Origin of the sequence: Mycolicibacterium pyrenivorans (genome assembly GCF_025821625.1) — a bacterium.
GTDB classification, from domain to species: Bacteria; Actinomycetota; Actinomycetes; order Mycobacteriales; family Mycobacteriaceae; genus Mycobacterium; species Mycobacterium pyrenivorans.
On the sequence record NZ_JACKSH010000251.1, the window covers coordinates 1 to 23,484 of the forward strand.

Annotated in this window: 19 protein-coding genes and 3 pseudogenes; 7 read left to right on the forward strand and 15 right to left on the reverse strand. The window is 61.9% G+C overall.

All coding sequences use genetic code 11. The annotated features are described in order from the left end of the window. Positions 1–187: 187 nt before the first annotated feature. From H7I57_RS27200 to H7I57_RS27230, 7 genes are all read right to left on the reverse strand, one after another. Positions 188–1,336, reverse strand: a complete 1,149-nt coding sequence (locus H7I57_RS27200; protein WP_264027454.1) for an acyl-CoA dehydrogenase family protein — start codon at positions 1,334–1,336, stop codon at positions 188–190. Positions 1,337–1,652: 316 nt separating this feature from the next. Further along, positions 1,653–2,657: an acyl-CoA dehydrogenase family protein gene (locus tag H7I57_RS27205; protein WP_264027455.1), complete on the reverse strand. Its 1,005-nt coding sequence runs from the start codon at positions 2,655–2,657 to the stop codon at positions 1,653–1,655. 3 nt (positions 2,658–2,660) lie between these two features. Continuing rightward, the gene (locus H7I57_RS27210; protein ID WP_264027456.1) at positions 2,661–3,815 is read right to left on the reverse strand and encodes an acyl-CoA dehydrogenase family protein; all 1,155 of its coding nucleotides are present in this window, start codon (positions 3,813–3,815) and stop codon (positions 2,661–2,663) included. A gap of 234 nt (positions 3,816–4,049) precedes the next feature. Then, positions 4,050–5,195, reverse strand: a complete 1,146-nt coding sequence (locus H7I57_RS27215) for a thiolase family protein (RefSeq protein WP_264027457.1) — start codon at positions 5,193–5,195, stop codon at positions 4,050–4,052. Between the two features lie 19 nt (positions 5,196–5,214). Beyond that, positions 5,215–5,988: a crotonase/enoyl-CoA hydratase family protein gene (locus H7I57_RS27220; RefSeq protein WP_264027458.1), complete on the reverse strand. Its 774-nt coding sequence runs from the start codon at positions 5,986–5,988 to the stop codon at positions 5,215–5,217. Beyond that, positions 5,985–6,749, reverse strand: coding sequence for an SDR family NAD(P)-dependent oxidoreductase (locus H7I57_RS27225; protein ID WP_264027459.1), 765 nt, complete (start codon positions 6,747–6,749; stop codon positions 5,985–5,987). The genes H7I57_RS27220 and H7I57_RS27225 overlap by 4 nt, the downstream gene beginning before the upstream one ends. Positions 6,750–7,073: 324 nt before the next feature. Further along, complete coding sequence (locus H7I57_RS27230; RefSeq protein ID WP_264027461.1) at positions 7,074–8,309, reverse strand: amidohydrolase family protein; 1,236 nt, start codon at positions 8,307–8,309, stop codon at positions 7,074–7,076. A gap of 329 nt (positions 8,310–8,638) precedes the next feature. Here H7I57_RS27230 and H7I57_RS27235 point away from each other — a divergent pair, with 329 nt between their 5' ends. Next, the gene (locus tag H7I57_RS27235) at positions 8,639–10,156 is read left to right on the forward strand and encodes a class I adenylate-forming enzyme family protein (protein WP_264027462.1); all 1,518 of its coding nucleotides are present in this window, start codon (positions 8,639–8,641) and stop codon (positions 10,154–10,156) included. A 165-nt stretch (positions 10,157–10,321) separates the two neighbouring features. On the opposite strand, the gene H7I57_RS27240 is transcribed toward H7I57_RS27235, so the two are convergent. Genes H7I57_RS27240 through H7I57_RS27260 form a run of 6 tightly spaced genes read right to left on the reverse strand, consistent with a single transcriptional unit; the run spans position 10,322 to position 16,050 of the window. Next, positions 10,322–11,965: an FAD-binding protein gene (locus tag H7I57_RS27240; RefSeq protein ID WP_264027463.1), complete on the reverse strand. Its 1,644-nt coding sequence runs from the start codon at positions 11,963–11,965 to the stop codon at positions 10,322–10,324. Next, the gene (locus H7I57_RS33885; protein ID WP_372510458.1) at positions 11,958–12,323 is read right to left on the reverse strand and encodes a 2Fe-2S iron-sulfur cluster-binding protein; all 366 of its coding nucleotides are present in this window, start codon (positions 12,321–12,323) and stop codon (positions 11,958–11,960) included. Before H7I57_RS33885 ends, H7I57_RS27240 begins: the two co-directional genes overlap by 8 nt. A 16-nt stretch (positions 12,324–12,339) precedes the next feature. Further along, a complete protein-coding gene (locus tag H7I57_RS27245) occupies positions 12,340–13,755 on the reverse strand; it encodes an aromatic ring-hydroxylating oxygenase subunit alpha (protein ID WP_264027465.1) in 1,416 nt (471 codons plus the stop codon). 38 nt (positions 13,756–13,793) lie between these two features. Continuing rightward, positions 13,794–14,045, reverse strand: a complete 252-nt coding sequence (locus tag H7I57_RS27250; protein ID WP_264027466.1) for a biotin/lipoyl-containing protein — start codon at positions 14,043–14,045, stop codon at positions 13,794–13,796. Positions 14,046–14,071: 26 nt separating this feature from the next. Next, positions 14,072–15,067: an alpha-ketoacid dehydrogenase subunit beta gene (locus H7I57_RS27255; RefSeq protein WP_264027467.1), complete on the reverse strand. Its 996-nt coding sequence runs from the start codon at positions 15,065–15,067 to the stop codon at positions 14,072–14,074. After that, positions 15,064–16,050 (reverse strand): thiamine pyrophosphate-dependent dehydrogenase E1 component subunit alpha, encoded by a 987-nt coding sequence (locus H7I57_RS27260; protein WP_264027469.1) that lies wholly within the window; start codon positions 16,048–16,050, stop codon positions 15,064–15,066. The genes H7I57_RS27255 and H7I57_RS27260 overlap by 4 nt, the downstream gene beginning before the upstream one ends. A gap of 438 nt (positions 16,051–16,488) precedes the next feature. On the opposite strand from H7I57_RS27260, the gene H7I57_RS27265 reads away from it, so the two are divergent. The 6 genes and pseudogenes from H7I57_RS27265 to H7I57_RS27290 form a co-directional block, all read left to right on the forward strand. After that, entirely contained in the window at positions 16,489–17,331 is an 843-nt protein-coding gene (locus H7I57_RS27265) for a mycofactocin-coupled SDR family oxidoreductase (protein ID WP_308204408.1), read from the forward strand. Between the two features lie 373 nt (positions 17,332–17,704). Then, on the forward strand, positions 17,705–18,889 hold the full coding sequence (locus tag H7I57_RS27270) for a cytochrome P450 (RefSeq protein ID WP_264027470.1): 1,185 nt from the start codon (positions 17,705–17,707) through the stop codon (positions 18,887–18,889). Between the two features lie 100 nt (positions 18,890–18,989). Beyond that, positions 18,990–20,609, forward strand: a complete 1,620-nt coding sequence (locus H7I57_RS27275) for a thiamine pyrophosphate-binding protein (RefSeq protein WP_264027471.1) — start codon at positions 18,990–18,992, stop codon at positions 20,607–20,609. Between the two features lie 31 nt (positions 20,610–20,640). After that, positions 20,641–21,645: an NAD(P)-dependent alcohol dehydrogenase gene (locus H7I57_RS27280; protein ID WP_264027477.1), complete on the forward strand. Its 1,005-nt coding sequence runs from the start codon at positions 20,641–20,643 to the stop codon at positions 21,643–21,645. Positions 21,646–21,730: 85 nt separating this feature from the next. After that, positions 21,731–22,194 (forward strand): annotated as a pseudogene (locus tag H7I57_RS27285) (IS1634 family transposase N-terminal domain-related protein); the annotation flags it as partial. Further along, positions 22,186–22,784 (forward strand): annotated as a pseudogene (locus tag H7I57_RS27290) (IS256 family transposase); the annotation flags it as partial. The pseudogenes H7I57_RS27285 and H7I57_RS27290, both read left to right, overlap by 9 nt. A gap of 13 nt (positions 22,785–22,797) precedes the next feature. On the opposite strand, the gene H7I57_RS33890 reads toward H7I57_RS27290, so the two are convergent. Together H7I57_RS33890 and H7I57_RS33895 are read right to left on the reverse strand one after the other, a co-directional pair. Beyond that, the gene (locus tag H7I57_RS33890) at positions 22,798–23,091 is read right to left on the reverse strand and encodes an integrase core domain-containing protein (protein ID WP_372510461.1); all 294 of its coding nucleotides are present in this window, start codon (positions 23,089–23,091) and stop codon (positions 22,798–22,800) included. Between the two features lie 25 nt (positions 23,092–23,116). Continuing rightward, positions 23,117–23,377, reverse strand: a pseudogene (locus tag H7I57_RS33895) (integrase catalytic domain-containing protein); the annotation flags it as partial. Positions 23,378–23,484: the final 107 nt, after the last annotated feature.

The window sequence follows — 23,484 nt, forward strand, 5'->3', positions numbered from 1 at the left end:
CCACCGACCACACGAACCGAAAGACCCACAGGAACAACCCGACTCGCAGGCCGGGCCATCATCTGATCCCGCACAACGGCCCACCCCGACTCCAAAGCACACAACCGAATTTCGCCCCCACGCCGAGGGTCGATCGGTGAATCAAGGCTTAATCGTTCGAGGCCGTGTCACGCCTCGGCCCTGCCGGTCACAACCCGAGCGACTTACTGATGATCGACTTCATGACTTCGCTCGTGCCGCCGTAAATGCGGGTCACCCGGGCATCCGCGTAGAGCCGGGCAATCGGGTAGTCGGTGACGTAACCATAGCCGCCGAACAGTTGTAGGCAGCGATCCACTACCCGACCCTGTAGTTCGGTGCAGAAGAGTTTGACCTTCGCTGCATCGTCCGCGGTCAGCGCGCCGTCCAGATTTCGGAGCACTGCTACGTCCAACATCGCCTGACCCGCCGTGAGGTCGGTCTCTATGGCGGCAAGTTCGAACTTGGTGTTCTGGAAGTGGCTGACCGGCTTGCCGAACACCGTTCGCTGTGCGACGTAATCGACAGTGTGATCGAACGCCGCCCGCGCAGCGGCCAAGGCTCCGACGGCGATGGCTAGGCGTTCCTGCGGCAGGTTGTAGCCCAAATAGTCGAATCCCTGGCCTTCTTCACCCAACAGATTGGCGGCAGGAACTCGCACATCGGTGAACGAAAGCTCAACGGTGTCTTGTACTTTGATGCCAATCTTCGGCAGCAGACGGCCGACGTCGTAGCCTGGCATACCCCGCTCGACCACGATCAGCGACAGTCCGGCGCGGCGGTTTACCGGGTCGGTGGAGGTCCGGGCCAGCACGATGACTAGATCGGCATGTAGTCCGCCGCTGATGAATGTCTTCGCGCCATTTAGCAGGTAGTAGTCGCCGCGGCGGCGCGCGGTGGTCGCTACACCGGCCAGATCCGAACCCGTACCGGGCTCGGTCATGGCTATGGCGGTGAACAGCTCGCCTGAGGCGAATCCGGGAAACCACCGGCTTCGTTGTTCCTGGTTGGCGAGATTCTGGAAGTAGGGCAGCACCACGTCCATGTGAGTACGCAGGGTGCCAAGCGTCAATGCGGCTCGATTGATCTCTTCCTGCAGAACGACATTGAACCGGTAATCGCTTTGTCCCCCGCCCCCGTACTCCTCGGGGATCCCCAGCCCGATAATGCCCAACTCGCCCAGGCGGCGGTACAGCTGGCGGGGCACCGCGCCAGCATGCTCCCAGTCGGCGAAGTACGGTTGGACCTCCTTGGCCAGAAAACTTCTCACGACCTGACGGAAATCCTGCTGCTCGGCAGTGAACACGTCCAAGCGCACGCGGGCGCCTCCTTAGTGTGCTAGATCCTCGTGATGTTCGGACGAGGACGGACAAGCCACGTAGTCTCGTCTGCCCATGAGGTTGCACGCACCTGCGCACACCGATACAGCTGGTGAACAACTGGCGGGCGGCAATCGGCTAACAGACCTTCGATTACGAGTTGTGAAGCCATAACGACAGATAATTGGTCCATATAATCTAACAGATTTGGTTCTCGTCAGCCCGTCGCCTGCCTGGAGCGGTCCGCGCGGGAGCGGCAACGGATCGGGGGATCGCCCGTCGGTAATGGACAGCGCCCATCGGAGGGTTGGAGACCTAACCTCCCAGGCAAGGGGACACGAGAAGCGGGTCAGGCGCGGTGACTCGATCGCCGGCGTGAACCTGATACGCCGCGCGCCGGCCGAAAGCCGTGATCAGTTCGGCAGTGCTGCCCAGCAAAACATCCAGCGCGTAGCTGCGACGGATGATGGAGTGCAGCCCGAACTCCCAGGTCAGTCCCATCGCGCCGCACACCTGTGCGGCGTTACGTACTGCAGTATCTGCAGCGGCGCCCGCCAACGCCTTGGCAATCGCGGCGCTCAACGGGGTGCTATCGACATCAGCGACACGAATCGCCTCCGCGGCCGCCTCGATCGCAGCTTTGGCGTCGGCGAGTCGGAATCGCACCGCTTGAAAGCTACCGATAGCCTTGCCAAACTGCCGGCGCTGGGTGACATGCTCGGCCGCGAGCTGCAACGCCGCCCGTGCCAGACCTACCAGCTCGGCCGCGAGCAGCCGGCGCGCGGACGCAACGGCATCGCTCCAACCGGCGGTGGCGTGCCCCAGCCAAGACGGGTGGGGCGTTAGCCGCTGGCTCACCTGGGTCCAACCGCCCGCCTGATCGAGTCCGCTCACTGGGCGCAAGTCCAGCTCGGACGTGGGAACGAGTAGGACCGCGGTCGGCTCGGATGCGATCGGGATGAGTACTCGCTCGGGGGCAGCTCCGAGCGTGCGCACGACGGCATGCACCGTCACGGTGTTGCCGCTGATCGGCGCCGAGGGTGCGAATAGATTCTCCATCAGCGTGATCGGGTAGCCGACCGCTGTGGCACGGGAGTCGATACCCAGCGTCGAAAGGACGGTGACGTCGAGCAACTGCACTGCGATCCCGGCCCTGCCGATCTCTTCGAACAGCAACGTCCATGCCCGCGGTTCCTCGGCGACCACCTCGTCCCACCCCAGCTCGTCCAACGACCGTGATATGGCCGCCGGATCGTCGCCGACGGTGTCGAACAACGATCGCAGACTATTCTGTAGTTCCTTGACCTCGGCGGTCTGCATACGTCACCGTCCTTCCTTGGGAAGCTTGAGCACTCGATCGGCGATGATGCTGCGCTGGATCTCTGCCGCACCCCCGTAGATCGTCGATGCTCGGGTGTAGAACCAGTTGGCGCGCCACGCTTCGTCGACGTCGGCATCTGAAAACACAAACTCTGGTCGCCGGATGGACTGCGCCGCGTCGCAGACCCGTTGCTCGGCGGCGCCGAGCAAAACCTTGTCGATGGAGATGTCGGGGCCCAGCGCCTCTCCCGCACCCAGTCGCAACACCGTCCGTCCGCACCGGATTCGCACCGCTTGCTGCGCCAGCCAGGCGGCACCGACCTCAGACATCATTGCCTGATCACTAGCGTCGGCGCTGGCTGCCAGCGTCGCGACCAGACGCCCGATATGTGCCTGACGCATCCACGCGTAGTTACCTCGCTCGTATTGCAAGAGGAACATTGCGACGTCCCAACCCTGGCCTTCCGCACCTACTAGTCGGTCGGCGGGGACGCGCACGTCATCGAAGAAGACCTCGGCCAACTCGTTGTGGCCGTTGGCGAATCGGATAGGCCGCACCCCGACTCCCGGGACGTCGAGGTCGATCATGAGCATTGACAGGCCACGGTGACGGCTCTCGCTAGTGCCCGTACGCACCAGCGTTCCGATGCACGCCGCGCCGACACCGTGGCTAGTCCAGATCTTCTGCCCGCACACCACATAGTCATCACCATCGCGGCGGGCCCGGCACCGCAGCGAGGCAAGGTCGCTTCCTGCCTCAGGCTCCGAGAACCCCTGCGCCCAAGGCCGCTCACCGGACAGCGCGGCGGGCAGCAGACGCTTGGCCACCGCGGGGGCGAAGGCGAGGACGCTGGGCGCCATCGTCTCAAGTATCTCGTACTGCACAGGGACCGGATAGCCTGCGCCCTCCAGCTCGTCGTACAGCACGTGGCGCAACACCGCCGGGCCACCCAGCCCGCCGGCCGTCTGTGGCCAGCCGCATCGACCCCAGCCTTGATCGAAAAGCAGGCGCGTGAAACGTCGGCCCGATTGCAGCGCCGCCTCGGCGCTACGGTGGTCAACTCGAAACTCGGCCAGCACATCCGCGGTCGAGGCCAGCCACTCGCGCACTGCCCCGCGATGGTCGGCGACGACGGCGGCAAGGTCAGTGTCTGTCACGCGACGCCCTCTCTCGGAGCCGTATCGTCACGGCTATGAACACAATTCAGTGTGAACACGTTTAGGCTTCTGATTCTGAAGTGCGACGCTTGAGGAGTGCTCGTGAAAATCCTCGAGAGCACAACGATTATCACACTCACCCTTCGTACACGCTTGACTTCGGACGTGGCGGAGAAACTTGAGCAGCGGGGTCTCCCAGCCCCACCGAGTAGGATGCACCATTAACTTCTGTCATCAGCAGACACGTTCAACGATCGTCGCGTTTGCAGTACCGCCGCCTTCACACATGGTCTGCAACCCGTATCGAATTCCGTTGTCGCACATATGGTGGATCAATCGAGTCATCAGGATTGCGCCAGACGCGCCCAGCGGATGACCGACGGCAATCGCACCGCCGAGGGGGTTGAGCCGGTCCGGATCGGCTCCGGTATCAGCTAGCCACGCAAGAGGAACCGGCGCGAATGCCTCGTTGACCTCGAAGGCGCCGATGTCATCTATGCTGAGTCCCGCTCGCCGGAGCACTTTGGTGGTCGCCGGTATCGGCGCCGTCAGCACCAGGACTGGATCGTCGCCTACCACGCATCCCGTGTGATAGCGCACCAATGGCTCCAGGCCCAAGCTCTTGGCCCGCTCCGGAGTGGTGACCAGCAACGCCGCCGCGCCGTCAGAAATTTGAGATGAGTTGCCGGCGTGGATGGTTCCGTCCTGATCAAACGATGGCTTGAGCGTGGCCAAGGTGTCGGCGGTAGTGCCTCTGCGTAACCCCTCGTCGAGGGTAACCATTCCGTCGGTTGTCTCAACGGGAACAATCTGATCGGTAAAGGCTTCGGAATCGATTGCGATGGCGGTTCGTTGGTGTGACCGGGCGGCGTACTCGTCGAGCATCCGGCGAGTCAGTCCCCAGCGCTGTGCGATCAGCTCCGCGCCAGTCGCCTGGTTGAAATCGGAACCTCCGTAGCGAGAGCGTGCGGTTGGACCATACGGCAGCCCGGATGTGCGCGTCGCGCCCAGCGGAACACGGCTCATCGATTCAACGCCGCCAGCCACCACCAGGTCCTGTTGCCCTGACATCACCGCATGCGCCGCGTGGTCGAGCGCCTGCTGACTAGAACCACACGCCCGGTTGATCGTCACGGCGGGTACCGTCTCGGGCCAGCCGGCCGCCAGAACTGCGAAGCGTCCTATGTTGCTGGATTGATCGCCGAGCTGGGTGACGCATCCCCACTGCACATCGTCGATGTCGCCGGGATCAATCCCGGTGCGCCGCACCAATTCCGAGAGCACCACGGCCGAAAGCTCGACCGGGTGCACCCCGGCCAGCACTCCGTTGCGCTTGCCTATTGGCGTGCGGACGGCCTGAACCACAACGGCATCACGCATATCGTGCCTTCCTCTGGGGTCAGCGGCCGGTCCAGACCGGTGCCCGCTTTTCGGCGAATGCCGCGGCACCCTCCGCGGCGTCGCGTGATGCGAAAACCGGGTCCGCGATTGGCCTCTGCCGCTGAAACATTTCGGTCGTAGGCCAGTCCTGCGATTCCAGGGCGATCCGCTTGGCCGCTTTCACTGCCAATGGCGCGTTTGCCGCGATCGATGCCGCCATCGCCCGGGCACCGGCCAATGCCGTGCCGTCGTCGACAACGTGGTTGATCAACCCGAAATTTCGCGCCTCGGTGGCGTCGATCGGATCACCGGTCATTAGCAACTGCAACGCGATAGCCCGTGGCACTCTGCGGGGAAGCCGAACCGCGCCGCCTCCGCGAGCCAACAAGCCGCGCTTGACTTCGGGCAGCCCGAACTTCGCGCTGCGCCCGGCAACCACCAGATCGGCCGCCAAGACGAGCTCGAAGCCGCCACCAAGGGCCCAACCCTCGACCGCGGCGATTAACGGTTTGGCGGGCGGCGCCTCGGTCAGCCCGCCGAATCCGCGGCCCTCCACCCTGGGTAGCTCACCGGCGGCAAAGCGTTTGAGATCCATGCCCGCACAGAACGTTCCGCCCGCACCAGTAAGGATTGCCACCGCGACTTGTGCGTTGGTATCCAGTTCATTCAGTGCCCTCGCGATCACCCTGGCTGCCGCTTGGGTCATCGCGTTGCGCTGTGCTGGACGGTTGATCGTGATGATCATGACGTCACCATCGATGTCGACGCGCGCGTCGTCCGCTCTGACGGTCATCGTGGAGCCATCCGAATTGCGCCGTCCAGCCGGATCGTCTGGCCGTTGAGATAGCCATTCTCCAGCATGTCGGCTGCGAGGCGTCCATAGTCCGCCGGTGCGCCGAGGCGTTTCGGATGCGGTACTGAAGATGCCAGGCCGTCGCGGATGTCCTGACGTAGCCGGCCAAGCATCGGGGTGTCGAACACCCCGGGCGCGATGGTGTTGACGCGGATCGCCCAGCCAGCCAGGTCGCGGGCGGCCACTAACGTCATACCGTGCACGGCGGCTTTCGACGCTGTATAGGACGTTTGGCCTATCTGACCGTCGAACGCTGCGACGGACGACGTCAAGACCATCGCTCCGCGGTCGCCGTCCAGTAGTTCGGTGTTACCCGCCATCCGCTGGGCCGCCAATCGGAGCACGTTGTAAGTGCCTAAGAGGTTGACGGAGATCACCTCCTCAAACGATTCCAGACTGCCCGGTGTCCGGTCGCGATTGATGATTCGGACCCGATCCCCTCCGCGGCCGGCGCAGTGCACCACGGCCCGCACTGGTCCCGCCTCCTCTGCGGCGTCGAGAGCGTGCTCCAACTGCTTGGTGTCGGTGACGTCGCCGGCCACGAAACGAGCGCCGAGTTCCTTCGCCACGTGTTCGCCATCGGATGAGGGCAGATCGACGATGACGACCAGCGCGCCACGGCGGCGCAGCTCCGTGGCGGTGGCGAGGCCCAGACCGGAGCCGGCCCCGGTGACCAAAGTTGATGTGTCTGTTAATTGCATCGTGTCTCCGGTCGTGGCGAGGGTTTGTCCGCAGCCGGTGGACGCCGGTTTGCGCTAGCCGGGGCCGGCGCTTCTGCCTTCGCAGTAGTTGGCGATGGCGGTCGCGAGCCGGGTAGGAATCCAACGACGCGAGCCGCCGACCCAATTCGCAAGGTCTTGGGCAGCCCCGACCATGTTTCCGTCGTCCGCATCTGCCGGTCTTGTGCACCTCTGATCCGACGGGCAGAACACCGGCGATACTCCTTGACGCCGGACATGTCACTCGTCGAAGGCGTGTCGCCCGCGGGCAGAAGCACGCAAGCGCCCAGGCGCGTCACCGAAGCGCTAAATGCTGGCCGTTTCAAGCACTGGCGCGTTCACCGCGTCCGGATCGGGATTCCGGATCGGCAGCCCCATGAACCGACGGGCGTTGTCTCCCATGTAGTCATACGAGCGGCGCAAGTCCATGCCCTCGGCGTACTTGTAGAAGCCTTTCGGTTCGGCCAGCCCTTCGGGATGTGGCCAGTCGGAGCCGAACAGCACCTTGTCCCAGCCGACGGTCGAGACGACGTCGGAGACTTTGCCCTCCCAGAATGGGGACACCCAAACTGACCGCCGGAACGTCTCGTGCGGGTGCTCGTCAAATGCCTTTGGCATCTGGTGGTAGACCTCGTCCAGAGCATTGAACAACGGATCGATCCACGCACTACCGTTTTCCACACTGGCGATTCGCAGCTTTGGAAACCGCGTCAGCGTGCCGTGGCATACGAGACTGGCCAGCATATCTGAAATGTCGCGATGACCGAGCACCACGCGCTTGAACGAAGACATTTCGAAAGCACTGTTCGTTTCCGGAGGTTCCCACATGTTGACGTATTGCTCCAGGGGCGGCTGGCTCGCATGGGTCACGATTGGGAGGCCTGCGGCTTCCACCTCACGCCAGAATGGGTCGAACTCGGGCAGCGCCGGCGACCGCCAACCCCGGTAGCCATAGACGGCTGAAGGCTTGATCAACGCGACCTTGGCGCCGTTCTCCAGGATGAACTCCAACTCACGAAGGGCATTGTCGACGATGCCCAGCGTCAGGACGGGCGTCATATAGAGCCGATCTTGATGGGTGAAACCCCAGTGTTCGACCATCCACTGATTCAGCGAATGAATGATTGCGCCAGTGAGTTCGGGGTCCTCCGCAGCGGAATGCTCGACGAGATTGGCCAGCGTCGGATAATTCAGGCACGCCTCGACACCCTGAGCGTCGAGCAGCTTGATGCGGTCTTCAGGGTTCCGCGATGCTGCTGGCGCTTCGATCGGCGTTCCGCTTAGCTCGCGAAGTGTCAAGCCCTCGGGATTCTGGCCGGAGTAGAACTGTTCATGCGCCCCTGGAGCGGCGACAACCTCGAACGTCGGGTTCGGGATGTACTCCGTGATCTTGTTCAGGATGGCAATCCGCGTGCGCTTGCCGATCGTCACGAACTGCACTGCTTTGCGGTACTTCTCCGGCAAGTACTTGGTCAGCGCCTCCGCGGTCTCGTACATGTGCTGATCTGCATCGAAGATCGGGACGTCGTGTATCTCGTTCATGTACACGCCTTATCTATCCGTCGTGATGGGGTGGGAATGAGAGTCCGTGGCTTCTGGTTCGGCACACCGGTCTCTCGCTGATCGCGAAACGGTCCGAGTGGCAACGCGATGGATCCGACATCAGCCAGAACGGGGCTGCCCGTTGGACACAGTTGTGCTACGTCGCCACACTTACCTAGTTCCTTTCCATTCAGTCAGTATAATATAATGAACTACCGCTAAGGTTAACAGTACTCTGGGCGGCGATCTTTTGCGGGTACCTTGTCTTCGCATCACGGTCGAAGACAACCGGTCGTGCCCGGTCACTGCACGCAGGAAAGGTGAACAAAGTGAGCGCACCGCAAACGTCGGCCAAGACCGTCTCGTACGGCAAACGGCTCTCCGATCTCGCCGACGCGCACGGCGACACGACAGCTCTGACGTTCGTCGCGACGACCGGCGAGGAACGTGAAATCAGCTGGCGTGAACTCGATCAGCGGAGCAACCGGGTCGCGCGATCACTTCAGAAACTTGGGATAACACAGCGAGACATGGTGGTAATCGAACTGCCGAACTCCGTCGAGCATGTTGTCTGCGCTTTCGGGTCATGGAAAGTTGGTGCCTGCGTGCTACCTCTGCGTTGGGACTTGCCCGACCGTGAGCGCGAACGTGTTCTAGATGTGGCCCAGCCGGCGGTGGTAGTGGGATCGCGCACCGGTGAAGATGGCGGGGCGCAGATTTCGGTGCAGACGCTCGAGGATCTGAGCGTCTCCGCTGACCCGGTCCCTGACTGCATCCCTGACCCTGCTCGCGCAACCGCGAGTTCGGGCTCGACGGGGATTCCAAAGGTGATTCGTGCTGAAGGATCTGGCACATTCGATCTGTCCAGCATCGAGAACGTCGTGGCCAGCACCCTTGAACAAGGCCCACAGCAGCTCCAACTGGTTCCGGCCCCGCTATACCACACGAACGGCTCGGGGCTGACGTTCACCGCCCTCCTGCAAGGTCAGTCGCTGATCCTGATGGAGAAATTCGTTGCAGAGCTGGCATTGGACCTGATCGAGCGGCATCGAGTAAACACTCTGACGGCCACCACGATCATGCTGCAGAGGATGGCGCGCTGCGGGGATATCACGCGTCGCGACCTGAGTTCGATCGAATCGCTCCTGCACGGTGGGGCGCCTCTACCGCAGTGGTTGGCCAGGTTTTGGATAGAGCGCATCGGCCCGACGAAGTTCTTTGTGGCCTACGGATCGTCGGAGAATGCCGGAACATGCTTCGCGCGTGGCGATGAGTGGCTGTCACACCCGGGTACCGTCGGTCGCCCGGTGAATACAGAGTTGCGTGTGCGGGACGACTCGGGTGCTGATCTACCACCCAATGAGACCGGGATGATTTATGTTCGTCGGCCCGGGCAAGCCTCGCCGGTCTTCGCATACATGGGCGACGTATCCGGCGTCGTCGATGCGGATGGGTATACCGCACTAGGCGACCTTGGCTGGCTCGACGACGAGGGGTATCTGTACCTCGCTGATCGTCGCGTCGACATGATCATCTCCGGGGGCGCTAATGTCTTTCCGGCCGAGGTTGAAGGTGCATTAACGGAACACCCAGGGGTCGCAGATGCAGTGGTGATTGGACTTCCCGACGACGAGTGGGGAGAGCGTGTGCATGCGATTGTTGCGCCTGCGAACGCCCCCGACGCGCCGTCGATCGAGGAACTCCGTACGTTCTGCCGAGACCGTTTAGCCGCGTACAAAGTGCCCAAATCCATCGAGTTTGTCGACCGGTTGCCTCGGACGGACGCAGGCAAGATACGGCGGTCGGACTTGGCGAACGAACGTCGCGCTGTGCGCGATAGTGAATAGGCGGCCGAACCGCTTTTCGCGAGAGCGAATTCCTAGCCAGTGGCTATGTCCCGGTACCGGCACGGCCGACGTGGCGCTCGCTGCTTGGGCGGACGATAACTGTGCGTACACGATCGACTGCCCGGCCTTCGGCGACGCATCCGACCCGCAAGCCTGGATGGCCCCCTAGATTCGAGCTGAACCTGTTGAATCTGGTTTAACGGATGAAGCCTCCCCGCACGTCGCTGCCGCATGTTCACCAGCCCGCTTGCCGGAAAAAGCGCAGTCGGCCAGCGCTAGACCGCTGACATAGGAGTTCGAGCAGATGCCGACGGCAGTGCGGCCGGCTGCATACAGGCCCGGAATGGTGGACCCTGTTTCCGAAAGCACCAGCCCGCTATCACCGTCAACCTTCAGGCCGCCGAGTGTCAGTCCTGGGACGAAGTCGGTCAGCGCCCTCCGGACGGAAATATCGACACCGTAGAAGGGGCCCTGTTTGATCGGTGTGCAGAGATCGGCGGCTTTATGCGCGGGATCTTCGGCGCCTGTCGCTATTGCTTGGTTGTAGGCTTCCACGGTTTTCAGCAGGCCCGTAACGGAGACGCCGAGCTTCTCGGCCAACTTCGGCAACGTGGGCGCCACTCGGTGGCCGGTGGTGAATACGGCTGCTGTTTGCGCCTTTTGAAAGGCTAGCGTCTGTGTTGACAGCTGAGCTTTCGCGCGTTTCCAGATCGCTGAATCGACGATGAGGAACCCTTTGCCACCGAATTGACGGATCATTATCTCGGCGAGCGCCGCATTGTAGATGTCCTCGTTTCCGATGCGTTCGCCGTTGACGCCCACCGTGATGCCTTCGAGCATGGCCGCGGGCGGAGATAGAAAACGCCACGCGGTCACTCGTTCGAGGTGATCTGTTGCGCCCCCGGCACTTACGCCGAGTTCGATGCCCTTCCCGTCGTCACCCTCGGTACCCAATGGGTTGACGAGTTCGTGATCGGGCGCATACCGGCGGACCATGTCGCGGTTGAAGATAAATCCTCCGGCCGACAAGATCACATTCGGAGAGCTGAACGTTCGCTCTTCGGCCGACCTTTGCCAGAGTCGGTCGGCGATCCGATTCAGGCGGTGACCCAATGGTGGAACCCAGTTGGTCAGCTTCGCACCTGCATCGGCAGCACGCCGGTGCCGCTCGATGGCAGGACTTCCGTCATCAATCCAAGTGCGGCAACGTATCCCGCGCACGACGCCATCAACCATTACTAGCTCATCGACACGCGTCCGCGGCATAAACGTCACGCCAAGTCTGAGGGCGCTGTCTCTCAGTGAGGTCCAGAGCACTCGCCCCGAACTCATGCCTTTGGCTACCTGGCGGTGGCCCCGTGGAGCAGGCTTCGCGTGTAGACAAAAGGGATGGGCTTTCTCGCTGCCGGAGAAATATAAGTAGTGGCGATCGGTCGGATAGGAGGTCTTGTAGTCACACAGCGGGCCGGCGAACCGCGCTCCGTGCCTTTCTAACCACGCCAATCTATCAACGCTCGTGTCGCAGAAGCGTTTCAGTGTCTCATCATCGATTACACCGTTCACTTCAAGGCGCAGATAGTTGAACATGTTGTCGGGTGTTTCGTCGTAGCCCGCGGCCTTCTGATACGAAGTCCCGCCGCCCGCGTACACCACGCCACCGGACAACGCCGAGGCGCCGCCGCCCAGGGCTCGGTCGACAACAAGCACTCGGGCGCCGCTTTCCGCCGCCGCAATCGATGCGCACACCCCGGCCATTCCGAACCCGACCACGATCACGTCGTAGTCGAAACGCGTGGTGCCCTCAGCCATCTTGGTTTTCCTGTGCAGTCACTGTGTCTCCGTATCTCACTCCCGGTTTGCGCACGACCACGTTGCCGGATATCTGGAGCTGGCACGCGAGACGCAGGCGGCGAGGATCGACCCGGCGGACGCGTTTGTTGCTGTCGCGGAGCAGTTCGCTCTCCGGTTCGGTCCGTTCTGAAAGCAAATGCAAACCGTCGACCACCTCACATTGGCATGCCGTGCATTTGCCCACGCCGTAGCACAAGGTGGGCCAGCTATATCCGGCGCGCCATGCTGCTCTGATCAGCGTCTCGCCGGGGCGTACCTCGATCTCATAGCCAGCGGGCTCTACCCGCACAACTGCTGAGCCTTTCCCAACATCCACGGCGGACGGTGCGTCGTCAGTACGTGGCAAGGTAACGATCGAGTTCGGAGTGCAGGGAGAAGATCATCGGCTCGTATCGAGGAGAAATCGTCGCGTGATCGATTGCGCCGGATCGGTAGCCCTGCTGCTGCAACTCAATGTTCTCCATGTCCTGGCGCAGCACGAACGGCCAGTCGTCCTTCGCCATCGGACCCTCCAGAGGCGGCGGGGCGTTGTTCATGTCGACCTCGCGCGGCACCTGCAGGGCGACAGCCTCGAAGAATGCCGTGTTCGGATCGTGGCCGTTGGGGCGGACGCGGTAGAACAAGATGTTGCCAGGAAATCCCAGGAAGACCATGTTGGGAAAGATGTAGCCGTAATTGGATGCATTCAAGTCCAGCGGCGGCATCGGAATCTTGGCGTCCTGTGCATACGTATACAGCTCCTCGAAGAACCTCGGGAGTAGCTCGTCGTCGGGCAGGTCGCGGATACGGTCGGCGATGTATTCGTCGCGCGCAGTGTTGGTTGCGTCGAGCCCTTCAAACAGCACACGGTTCTGTTCGATGAAAAAGCGCCCGAAGCTCATACCATCAACGAACGAGTCCGGCAGATTGAAGCCCTGGGTGTGATCCCACGGCGGGGTGGAGTCCACATGGCCCATGCCATGGTGGTAAAACGTCAGGCCGTCGACGCTGTATGCGTCGCCCGTCGCCCCTAGATTCAGCTCCGGATGCGACTGCATCACGTGGTAGGCCTCCATGAAGGCCTCCATGGACACCTTCCAGTTGGCCGGAACCTCCGTATACCTCCACCACCGTACCCGCATTCGATCCATTCCGATCGGAGCGACGTGGTCGTCCATCGTGCCCAGAAAATCGTCGAGACTGGGTGCGTTGTCGTCGAAATTAATCCACACAAATCCGTACTTGACCGCCGAGCGCACTTCCTTGAGGCCGAGTTCGGCAGGGTCGACGGATTCTGGCACGAATCCGCGGCGGCCGTAAATGTAGGACTGCGATCCGTCCAGGTCGAATCGCCAGCCGTGGAACCGGCAGACGATCTGGTTGCCGCCGAAGGTGCCGCACTCAGCGGTGTTGGCGAATCGTGTTCCGCGATGCGGACAGACGTTTTCGAGGACTTTGATGCTGTTGTCCTTCTGTCTGACAACTATCACGGTCTTGTCGACGATGGTGTATTCCATGTAGTCGCCAGCGGATGGAACGTATTCTTCCCGGATGGCCCATTGCCAAGTGTGCAGCCACATCTTCGAATACTCGAGCTCGGCGAATTCCTGATCGTAGTGGCGTTGCGCCGGAATGTGCACCCCGTCAGACACCCGGAACGGCACCGCAGACGTATCGACGTCGTGTTGTGGCTCATACGGAGTGACAGGCGGAGCCGTTTGAGTTTCGGCCGGAGCCGTTTGGGTTTCGGGATTGAGCTGTGTTGTCATCGTCATTCTCCTTTGCTTGCTGTGGCTGTGAATCAGTATTACGGGCTTGCGACGGTAGCTACCAGTGTTCCGACCTTATAGTCTTTTTCTACTTCCCCGATAACCGTTATCCTCCCGGCGGCGGGACTCTCGATTTCGGTCTCACTCTTGTCGGTTGCGATGGTATAGACGGGTTGGCCGGCCTCGACGATATCACCGTCGCTGCAGAGCCATTCGGTAATCTGACCTTCCTCCATCGTGACGCCCAATTTGGGGATGCGCAGTTCGTGTTCTGTCATCGAATTGTTCATTCTCTCTGCCGTAGTCGGCGGTCGCATCAATCCAGCAAAGCGCGGACAGCGGACTCGATCCGACCACCCGGAAGAAACGCCTGTTCAAGCGGAGCCGAATACGGTATGGGTGTGTTGGCACCGCCGACTCGAGCCACAGGCCCCGCTAATTCGGTGAACAGCTCGCTGTGGATCAGCGCGGAGAGTTCGGCGCCGAACCCGCCGCGGGTCACGGCCTCGTGCACGACAACGGCGCGTTTCGTTTTCGCAACCGAGGCGAATATCGCGTTGGTGTCCAACGGTTGCAGGGAACGCAGATCCAAGACCTCGATCGAGATCCCTTCGCCGACAAGTTGATCGGCAATAGCCAGACAGTCGAGGACTTGGCGTCCGTAGGTGATCAAAGTGAGGTCGGTGCCCTCACGAGCAAGCCTGGCTGATCCGAGCGGGACCCTGTAGTCACCACTGGGTACCTCGTCTTTGGCGCCGAAGTACAGCGCGTTCATCTCTATCACGACGCATGGGTCATCATCGAATATGCTCGAAAGCAGCAGACCTTTGGCATCCGCCGCGGTGCTCGGAACAACAACTTTCAGCCCGGGAGTATGCACGAGTTGAGCCTCGAGCATGTCCGAGTGCTGTGCGCCGAAGCCCATCCCGGCTCCAGTCGTGGTGCGCACGGTCAACGGCACGGGCGTGACACCTCCGGACATGTATCGCAGCTTGGCTGCGTGGTTATACAGCTGATCGGCCGCGACAGCGATAAAATTCATGAGCATGATTTCAGCGACTGGCCGCATTCCGGCGATAGCCGCGCCGACGGCAGCCCCCATGATGGCCTGTTCTGAGATCGGCGTACGGCGCACCCGCTCTGAACCGTACTTCGCCTCCAATCCCTTATGAATGCCGAAACCGCCGCCCTTGGGATCCTGAATGTCCTCACCTAGTTGGAAGACGGTGGGGTCGATGCCCAGCGCCACGTCAAGGGCATCGTGGATCGCTTCGGTCATCACCATCACGCGAGATTCAGTCGCGACGCTCACAAGGTCTCCTTGGAATAGACGTCCGTGGTCAACTCGGACACCGGTGGGAGTGGCTGCTCGAATGCCCACGCCGCGGCATCGTCAACCTCTTCCCTGGCTGCCCGCTCGATATGGTCGAGTTCCTGTTCCGTAGCTGACCCGTCATCCAATAACCGTTTTCGGTAGCGCGGAATGGGATCGGCAGCAAGTGCCGCACTGTATTCCGCTTCGGGTATGTATTCGCTTTGATCGCCGAAGTAGTGTCCACAAAAGCGAAAGGTGACCGCTTCCAGAAGAGTCGGTCCATCGCCGCGTCGCGCCCGATCAATCGCTTCACCGGCCGCAACGTAGAGAGCAATCGGGTCGTTGCCGTCGACCGTGATTCCCGGCATTGAGTAGCTAGCGGCGCGCTGCGCGATGTTGGCTACGCTCGTCCCGGCTGCATATGGCGTGTACTCAGCCCACTTGTTGTTCTGGCAAACGAAGACCACAGGAAGCTGCCAAACCGAGGCGAGGTTCAAGCTTTCGTGAAATGCCCCAATATTGCTGGCCCCGTCGCCGAAATTCACCACAGTGACTTGCCCGGTGTCGCGCAGTTTTGCGGCTAGCGCCAGTCCATTCGCAATTGGCAGGCCAGAACCTACGACGCCAGTGGTTACCATCAAGCCGTGGGCGGGCGACGACACATGCATCGGACCTCCCTTGCCGTGACATGAGCCGGTGACTTTGCCCATGTGCTCGGCCCACAGTTCACGCAGCGGTGCGCCTTTGGCGATCTGATCGTGCACGCCACGGTAGGTGGTGACCATGTAGTCGCTTGGTTCTAGATGCGCGGCAACCGAAGCGGCCGCAAATTCCTGGCCCCGCGCAGAGTAGTACATGCCGCCCACTTTGCCGCTCAGCATCGCCGAACGGTACTTTTCGTCGAATGCCAGGATTCGAACAGCGGTGCAGTACAGCTGCACGCGGGTGTCTGCCGCGATGGCGGGTTCGGTCGTGGTCATCGATCGATGTCCTCCCGTACCTCGTTGGCAGGACCAGCTTGGCCTGCGGTAACCGAGTATCAGAACAAATAGTAATCTAATTGAGCCTAAAGCGATATTATGGCCAGCGTTATCATGCGTCAAGGCTGCGAGCAGCAGCCCACAGCAACGAACGATTGGAGCTCCGGATATGGACGAACAGTGGCGATGGAAGGCGTGCGGATCAGTGTCTGAGCCGATCGATCCGCCTCGACGCCCAGTGACAATGAAGGTGGCCATGGGCACTCACGTGACGGGGGTGCAGTTTCTGTGAATAGCGAACCTGGCGGCTCCGATCAACAGGGTGCGAACCGACACGAGCAAGAGTCGTCCGAAGATCCAGCGACGGGCGTGAAAGACCAACGCGAGGGTCTACGGGAGATCGTGCTTGGCCAAACACGCCAAGAAGATTCGCAAGTCATTCCACCGAGGGCGGGCAGAGGCGAGCTGACCGATAAGATTGCTCTCGTCACCGGAGCAGCTCGCGGTCAGGGGCGGAGTCACGCGATAGCGCTCGCCAATGAAGGTGCCGATATCGTCGCAATCGACATCGCCGCCGACATCGAGTCGATTCCCTACGGTTTGGGCACAAAAGAGGAACTAGAAGAGACCGCGCAACTGATCGAGCAGACAGGGAGGCGCGTGTTCACGTATGTCGCAGACGTTCGCCACCTCATGGACCTGCAGGCGTGTGTGCAGTCGGCTATCGTCGAGCTAGGTGACATCGATATCGTGGTCGCAAACGCGGGTGTGATGGCCGCCGGCAATACCGACCCTGCCGATCATCAAGTCTACCGAGACATCGTTGAAACAAATCTGTTTGGCGTGTGGAATACCCTCGTCGCGACTGTGCCGTCAATGATACGCAAAGGGCGTGGCGGCTCCATTATCATGATCAGTTCGACACAGGGACTAGCTGGTAGGGGCGGAGACGGCTCCGCAGCAGCGTTCGCCTATGCAGCGTCCAAGCATGGCGTTGTCGGGCTCATGCGATCGGCTGCAAACGCTTACGCGGCACATAACATCCGTGTCAACACAGTGCACCCGACCGGGGTACCGACCGCGATGGTCATCAACGATCACACGGTCCGCTTTTTCCAGGACGACCCCGACGCCGCGACGAAGCTCGCGACGAACCTGTTACCGGTCCCGCTCGTCGAAGTTCAAGACGTGACCAACGCGGTCATCTGGCTCGCCAGCGAAAATGCCCGGTACGTCACTGGCGTGACGTTGCCGGTTGATGCGGGCTTTTCCGCGATGTAGGCCCAGGATAACGGTCTAAAGAGTTTTGTTGCGCAAATACCATCCCAAGTCTTGTGATTGGGTGTGAAATGGGGATCCGGGCCTCTCGATTCGAGCGCGCCGGCGCGTCGTTGGTCGAAGCGCACGGTGCCCCTTTGACAAGAGATGCCGGCCGCCTGGTTGCGCGCTGGGGTGCGACCAGGCCTCAATGGAGACGGTATTGGGGACGACACCCGCTATAGCGTCGAAAAGCCGGGCCGGTGGGTTTCACGCCTGGCTCCAACGTCCGGTGCGTAGACCCAGCGTTGACTCCGCTACCACCGGTGTCATACCATCGCCCTTCAGGCCAATCAGTAGATTGATTAAACGCATGCCAAAGGCAAGGAAGCTGACGATGCCCGGAACCACCGAACATGACAGCAACATTGAAGTCAACATCGATGACTTACCGCTCGGCGAGGATCGCACCCGCGCATGGCAATCGCTGCGAGATGCCGGCGAGGTCGTGAAGAGTGGTAACGAGTTCTTGCTGACGAGCGCCGACGCGTGCGAGTTCGCTGCCAAGCGACCTGACATTTTCTCCTCAGCGCGCGCTTTTCAGCACCTGCTCGGTAGCCCGGTACCGGTGGTTCCGCTCGGGATAGACCCCCCGGACCATGCCCGTTTCCGCCGGATATTGGACCCTTTCTTCAGCCCAAAAAAGATGAGCGAGCGTGAGCCGGAATTGCGCAAACAGATCGGCGAAATGATCGATGCAATTCAGCGCAAAGGTGAGTGCGAGTTCATCTCTGAAGTCGCCGTCCCCTTTCCGTCGCAGGTATTTCTCACACTGTTCGGGTTGCCGTTGGAGCACAGCGCCAAGCTCGTGCAGTGGAAAGATTCGATCTTCAAATTGTTGGACGCCGCCAACTTTTCGCCCACACCGGAAAGTCTGGCTCCCGCTCTCGAACTGTACACATATCTATCCGAGCAGATCGCGGAGCGTCACCTCACAATAGGGGATTCAGACATGCTCTCCCAGCTGTTGAGTGCTCCTGAGGGCGAAAGGCTCACCGACGAAGAGATCCTCGGTCTGTGCTTCATCTTCATTATGGCTGGGCTCGACACGGTAACCGGTGCAGTAGGTTTGGCGTTTGCTCATCTCGCTGCCGACGCTGAATTGCGTCGGCAGATCCGTAACGACTACAGCCTGATCCCGAGATTCATCGAAGAGCAACTCAGAGTTGACGGCCCCGTTGTGTTTCTGCCACGTGTGACAAACGAGGACGTCGAACTGGGTGGCGTCCACCTTCCGAAGGACAGCAACGTGCTGATGGTGTATGCCAGCGCCAACCGCGATCCGCGGCGCTTCGAGAACGCAGACACGGTCAACCTTGAGAAGCAGCAGCCGAGTTTTGCGTTCGGCCGTGGTCCGCATCGCTGTTTGGGTTCTCATTTGGCGCGGTTGGAATTGCGGCTCATTCTTGAGGAATGGCATAACCGGATTCCTGAATATCGGATCGCCGAAGGCGTGCAGCCCAGGCCTCCGTGGCCGAATGGAACCCTCGGCCTGAACACGCTGCCGCTGGTTGTCGGTTGATCGGTCCGGAGCGCGCCGTGAAGTTTTCCGGTCCGAACGCAGCAGCGGTCGGTTCGCCAAGTGATCATGCCGTCGGCATAGCGAAACAGGACCGTTTGGGATGATCTTCCACGAGGCTTTCGGACGCGCCCTTGCCGAGCACGGCATCGACGTCGCCTTCGGTGTGATCGGCGACGCCAACCTGTTCGTGATGGACAGCTTCGGACGTCACGGTGGCGGCCGCTACGTCGCAATGGCGAACGAGGCTGGCGCCGTGCTCGCGGCCAACGGGTATGCCGCCGCGACCGGCGGACTTGGCGTTGCGACTGTCACACACGGCCCCGGCCTGACGAACACCGTGACGGCCCTCGTCGAAGGGGTGCGATCGCGCACCCCCGTTCTGCTCATTGCAGGCGATACAGCGGCATCGGAACGCCAAGCGCTGCAACGCATCGCACAGCGCGAGGTTGTCGCCGCGGCGGGCGCGATTTTCGAGCAGATTTATGCACCGCAGAGCTACAACGAAGACTTGAACCGGGCGGTGCGAACGGCGCTGCTCCAACGGTGCCCAGTCGTGCTCAACCTGCCGGCAGAGTTCCAGTGGGCAGCGGTCGAGGTACAGACAGGTTTGCCTGCGGCTCTGCCGACGCGTCAAGCAGTTGCGGCCGACCCCGCTGCCCTCGATGCGGCCGTAGGTCTGATCGCGAGCGCGCGACGGCCCATTGTGCTGGCCGGCAGGGGGGTCTGTAGCCCGGACGAACGGGCGACCTTGCTGCATTTCGCCAAACAGATCGGTGCACCGGTTGCCACCACGCTCAGGGGTAAGGACCTGTTTCGCGGCGCGCCTGCGAATCTGGGGATCTTCGGCACCTTCTCCTCGGAGGCAACGGTACAAGCCATCCAACGCGCCGACTGCATTGTGGCCGTGGGCGCTTCGCTGAACGGGTACACCACGGCAGAGGGTTCGTTCCTGGCTGACAAGAAGGTCGTCCACGTCGACGTCGATGAGCGCGCCCTGTCGCACGACTATCACGTCGATCAGCCGGTGCTGGGCGACGGAAAAACCGTGATCGAACAGATAAGCGCGATGCTCGATGCCGCGGAGATTACCCCAAGCAGGTTCGCAGACGAACTCGCCGACGGTTCGCCCGTGGCGCCGGCCCTACCGCCCATCGACAACACGCCGGGCACCGTCAATCTGTTCGGTACGGTCGCGCGACTCGATGCGGCGTTGCCCGTTGACAGAGCCGTCGTCCTCGACGCGGGCAGGTTTCTGGTCGCCGCCCTGACCGGCCTGCAGGTTCCAGAACCTCGCGCATATATACCGACCTTCAACTACGGCAGCATCGGTCTCGGCATGGCAACAGCCATCGGCGCCGCGCACGCCGCGCCCGATCGGCCGGTCGTGATGGTCTGCGGTGACGGCGGTTTTATGCTGGGTGGCCTCGCCGAGTTCAACTCTGCGGTCCGGCATCGCTGCGATATCATCGTCGTGCTGTTCAACGACGGAGCCTACGGTGCAGAGCACATCCAGTTCACGATGCGCGAAATGGACCCCACTGTTTCGACATTTCAGTGGCCGGAGTTCGCGGCGGTAGCAGACAGTCTGGGCGCTAAGGGCTACACGGTGCGCAGCGGTGAGGACCTTGAGCGTGTGCTCGCTGAGATCGGTGACCGGGATGGTCCGGTCCTCATTGACATCAAGATTGATCCGAACAGCATCAACGCCAGCGATCACTGAACATCCACAACAACACCAAAGGGAGACCGACATGAAAGCCGTGCGATTGGGCGACGACCGTCGTCTGAGAGTCGAGGACGTCGACGAGCCCAAGGTGGAGGGGCCGTGGGACGTCATCGTCAAGATCGGCGGCGCTGGGCTGTGCCGGACCGATCTTCACCTGTTGGACAGTGGGTTCCCGATTCCGTACACCCTCGGCCACGAAAACGCGGGGTGGGTCACCGAGATCGGTTCGGCCGTAACGAACGTCGCCGTCGGAGACGCGGTTATCGCCCATCCGATCGCGTCGTGTGGCCTCTGTCTGGAGTGCCATCGAGGCGAAATCGCTCGGTGCGCCTCGCAACAGTTCGTCGGCATATCCGCTGATGGCGGCATGGCCGAAGCCGTCAAGACCAACGCCCGGGCACTGGTCAAGCTGCCGTCGGGGATGGAGCCACGCGACGTCGCGGCCCATTCCGATGCCGGGCTGAGCGCCTATCATGCCGTGAAGAAGGCGATTCACCACTTGGTCCCCGGCACCACTGCAGTGGTGATCGGCGCCGGCGGCCTGGGACACATTGGGCTGCAATGCCTGAAGGCTCTGACGACGACGCGCGTGATCGTGGTGGACCCACTGGAACCGGCGCTGGAGCTCGCACGCAAGCTCGGCGCTGACGAGGTAGTGGTCGCCGACGGCAGGCAAGTCGACAAGGTCAAAGAGCTCACCGGATGGATCGGCGCCGATGCGGTATTCGACTTCGTCGGTGAACACGGGGCCCAGCAGGATGCCGGCGCCATGCTGGGACGCGGCGGGCTGCACTTCGTGGTCGGCTACGGCGGGACGATGGAGATGCCGACGATCGACTTCGTCATGCAGGAGAAGAGTGTCATTGGAAATCAGGTAGGTACGTACATCGATCTCGTCGAACTGATGGAACTGGCTGCCAGCGGTCAGGTCTCTCTCCACAACAAGGTGTATCCGCTGGAGGCCGTCGTAGATGCGGTTGAAGACCTGCGAGCGGGCCGACTGCAGGGCCGCGGTGTACTGGTACCCTAGCAACACCATTAGATACCTAACTTGAGTTTCGCAGCTGTGCGGCGGCTGCGGCGCAGGCCAGTTTGTAGTCGCGGTATTTCCGGCGATGAAGTGGGTGAGACCGGATCGTCATGTCGGCCTGCGGCGTTCGCTCCGGTCCACTGATGGCAACCACTCCCGCGAGTACTTTTCGGCGTATCTGCGCCGCACCTACCGCGAGGGCAAGCGGGTGCGCGACGAGACGGTGGCCAATCTCTCGGCGTTACCCGAGCACGTCATCGAGGGGATCGACGCCGGGCTCAAGGGTGCGCAGCTGGTCCGGCCGGCGCCGAGTTCACCATCACCCGGTCGCTGCCACACGGGCACGTCGCCGCGGTTGCGGCGATGGCGCACCGGCTGGGGTTTCCCGCCCTGCTGGGGTCGGCGTGCCGGTCGCGGGATCTGGTGGCCGCGCTGATCATCTCGCGGGTGGTGCGCCCGGCCTCGAAGCTGGCCACCGCCGCCTGGTGGCCCGATGTCACCCTGGGACCCGATCTCGATGTCGCCGACGCCAGCGACGAGATGCTGGCCGAACGACTCACCACCTGCCACCCCGACGTGCTGTGCGAACTGCTGGCCACCTTCATTCATACCCTGATGGGCGCCGAAGCTGACGCGATGTGCGGGGCGGGATACGGTCAGGGCAGCACCGAACGCACGAACCAACGCAATGGCTATCGGCACCGCGACTTCGACACCCGGGCAGGCACATTGGATCTGGCGATCCCCAAGCTGCGGCAGGGCTCTTACTTCCCGGACTGGCTGCTGAAGCGCCGTAAACGCGCCGAGCGGGCACTGACCACGGTAGTGTCCACCTGCTACCTGCTCGGGGTGTCGACGCGGCGGATGGACAAGCTCGTCGAGACTCTCGGGATCACCAGCCTGTCAAGTCGCAGGTGTCGGTGATGGCCAAAGAACTCGACACCGCCGTGGAGGCCTTCCGCACCCGGCCGCTCGACGCCGGCCCCCACACGTTCGTGGCCGCCGACGCCCTGGTGCTCAAGGTTCGTGAGGGCGGGCGGGCGGTCAACGTGCACGCGCTGATCGCGGTCGGGGTCAACGTCGAGGGTCACCGGGAGATCTTGGGCATCGACGTCACCACCGCCGAGGACGGAGCGGGCTTGGCGAGCCCCGTTACTGAGTCCACCCGGTTTTAGAGTCGGGTTGGTTTGATCGGTTCTCAGTTGATGCTGCAGGCCACCGGGGTGTGGGTGCACCTGCACGCGGCAGCGTACTCGGCCGGTGTGCGGTAGCCCAGGGCCGAGTGGCGGTGTCGGCGGTTGTGGTCTTCCTTGAAGTCGTCAACACCACGCGGGCCTCGAACAGAGTGTTCCAGTAGTTGCGGTTCAGACACTCCTTGCGTAGCCGGTTGTTGAACGATTCGATGTAGCCGTTGTCCCATGGGCAGCCCGGCGGGATGTACACCATCCCGGTCTTGTTCTCGCAGAACCGTTGCAGGCGCTTGAGAAACCATCTCGGGCCCGTTGTCCAGCCGCAGCACCTTCGGCGGGCCACCGTTGGCGGCGAACACCTTCGTCAGCTCGGCGACCAGGTGCTCGCCGGTGATCGAGCGCTCCACCAGGTTCAGCAGCGCCTCGCTGGTGTGTTCATCGATCATCGAGGCGATCTTGATGGCCTTGCCATCGATGGTGGAGTCGAACTGGAAATCGATCGCCCACACCACCTTCGGTGCATCGGCCTCGATGGGCGGCATCAAGGAGATTGTGGTTCCCCCGAAATCGTGGAGGGTTTCCTATGCCGCTTCCGGCTTGGTCTTGGATTCCCTGATCTCGTAGTTGACGGGCGATAGCCCGTCTGCGG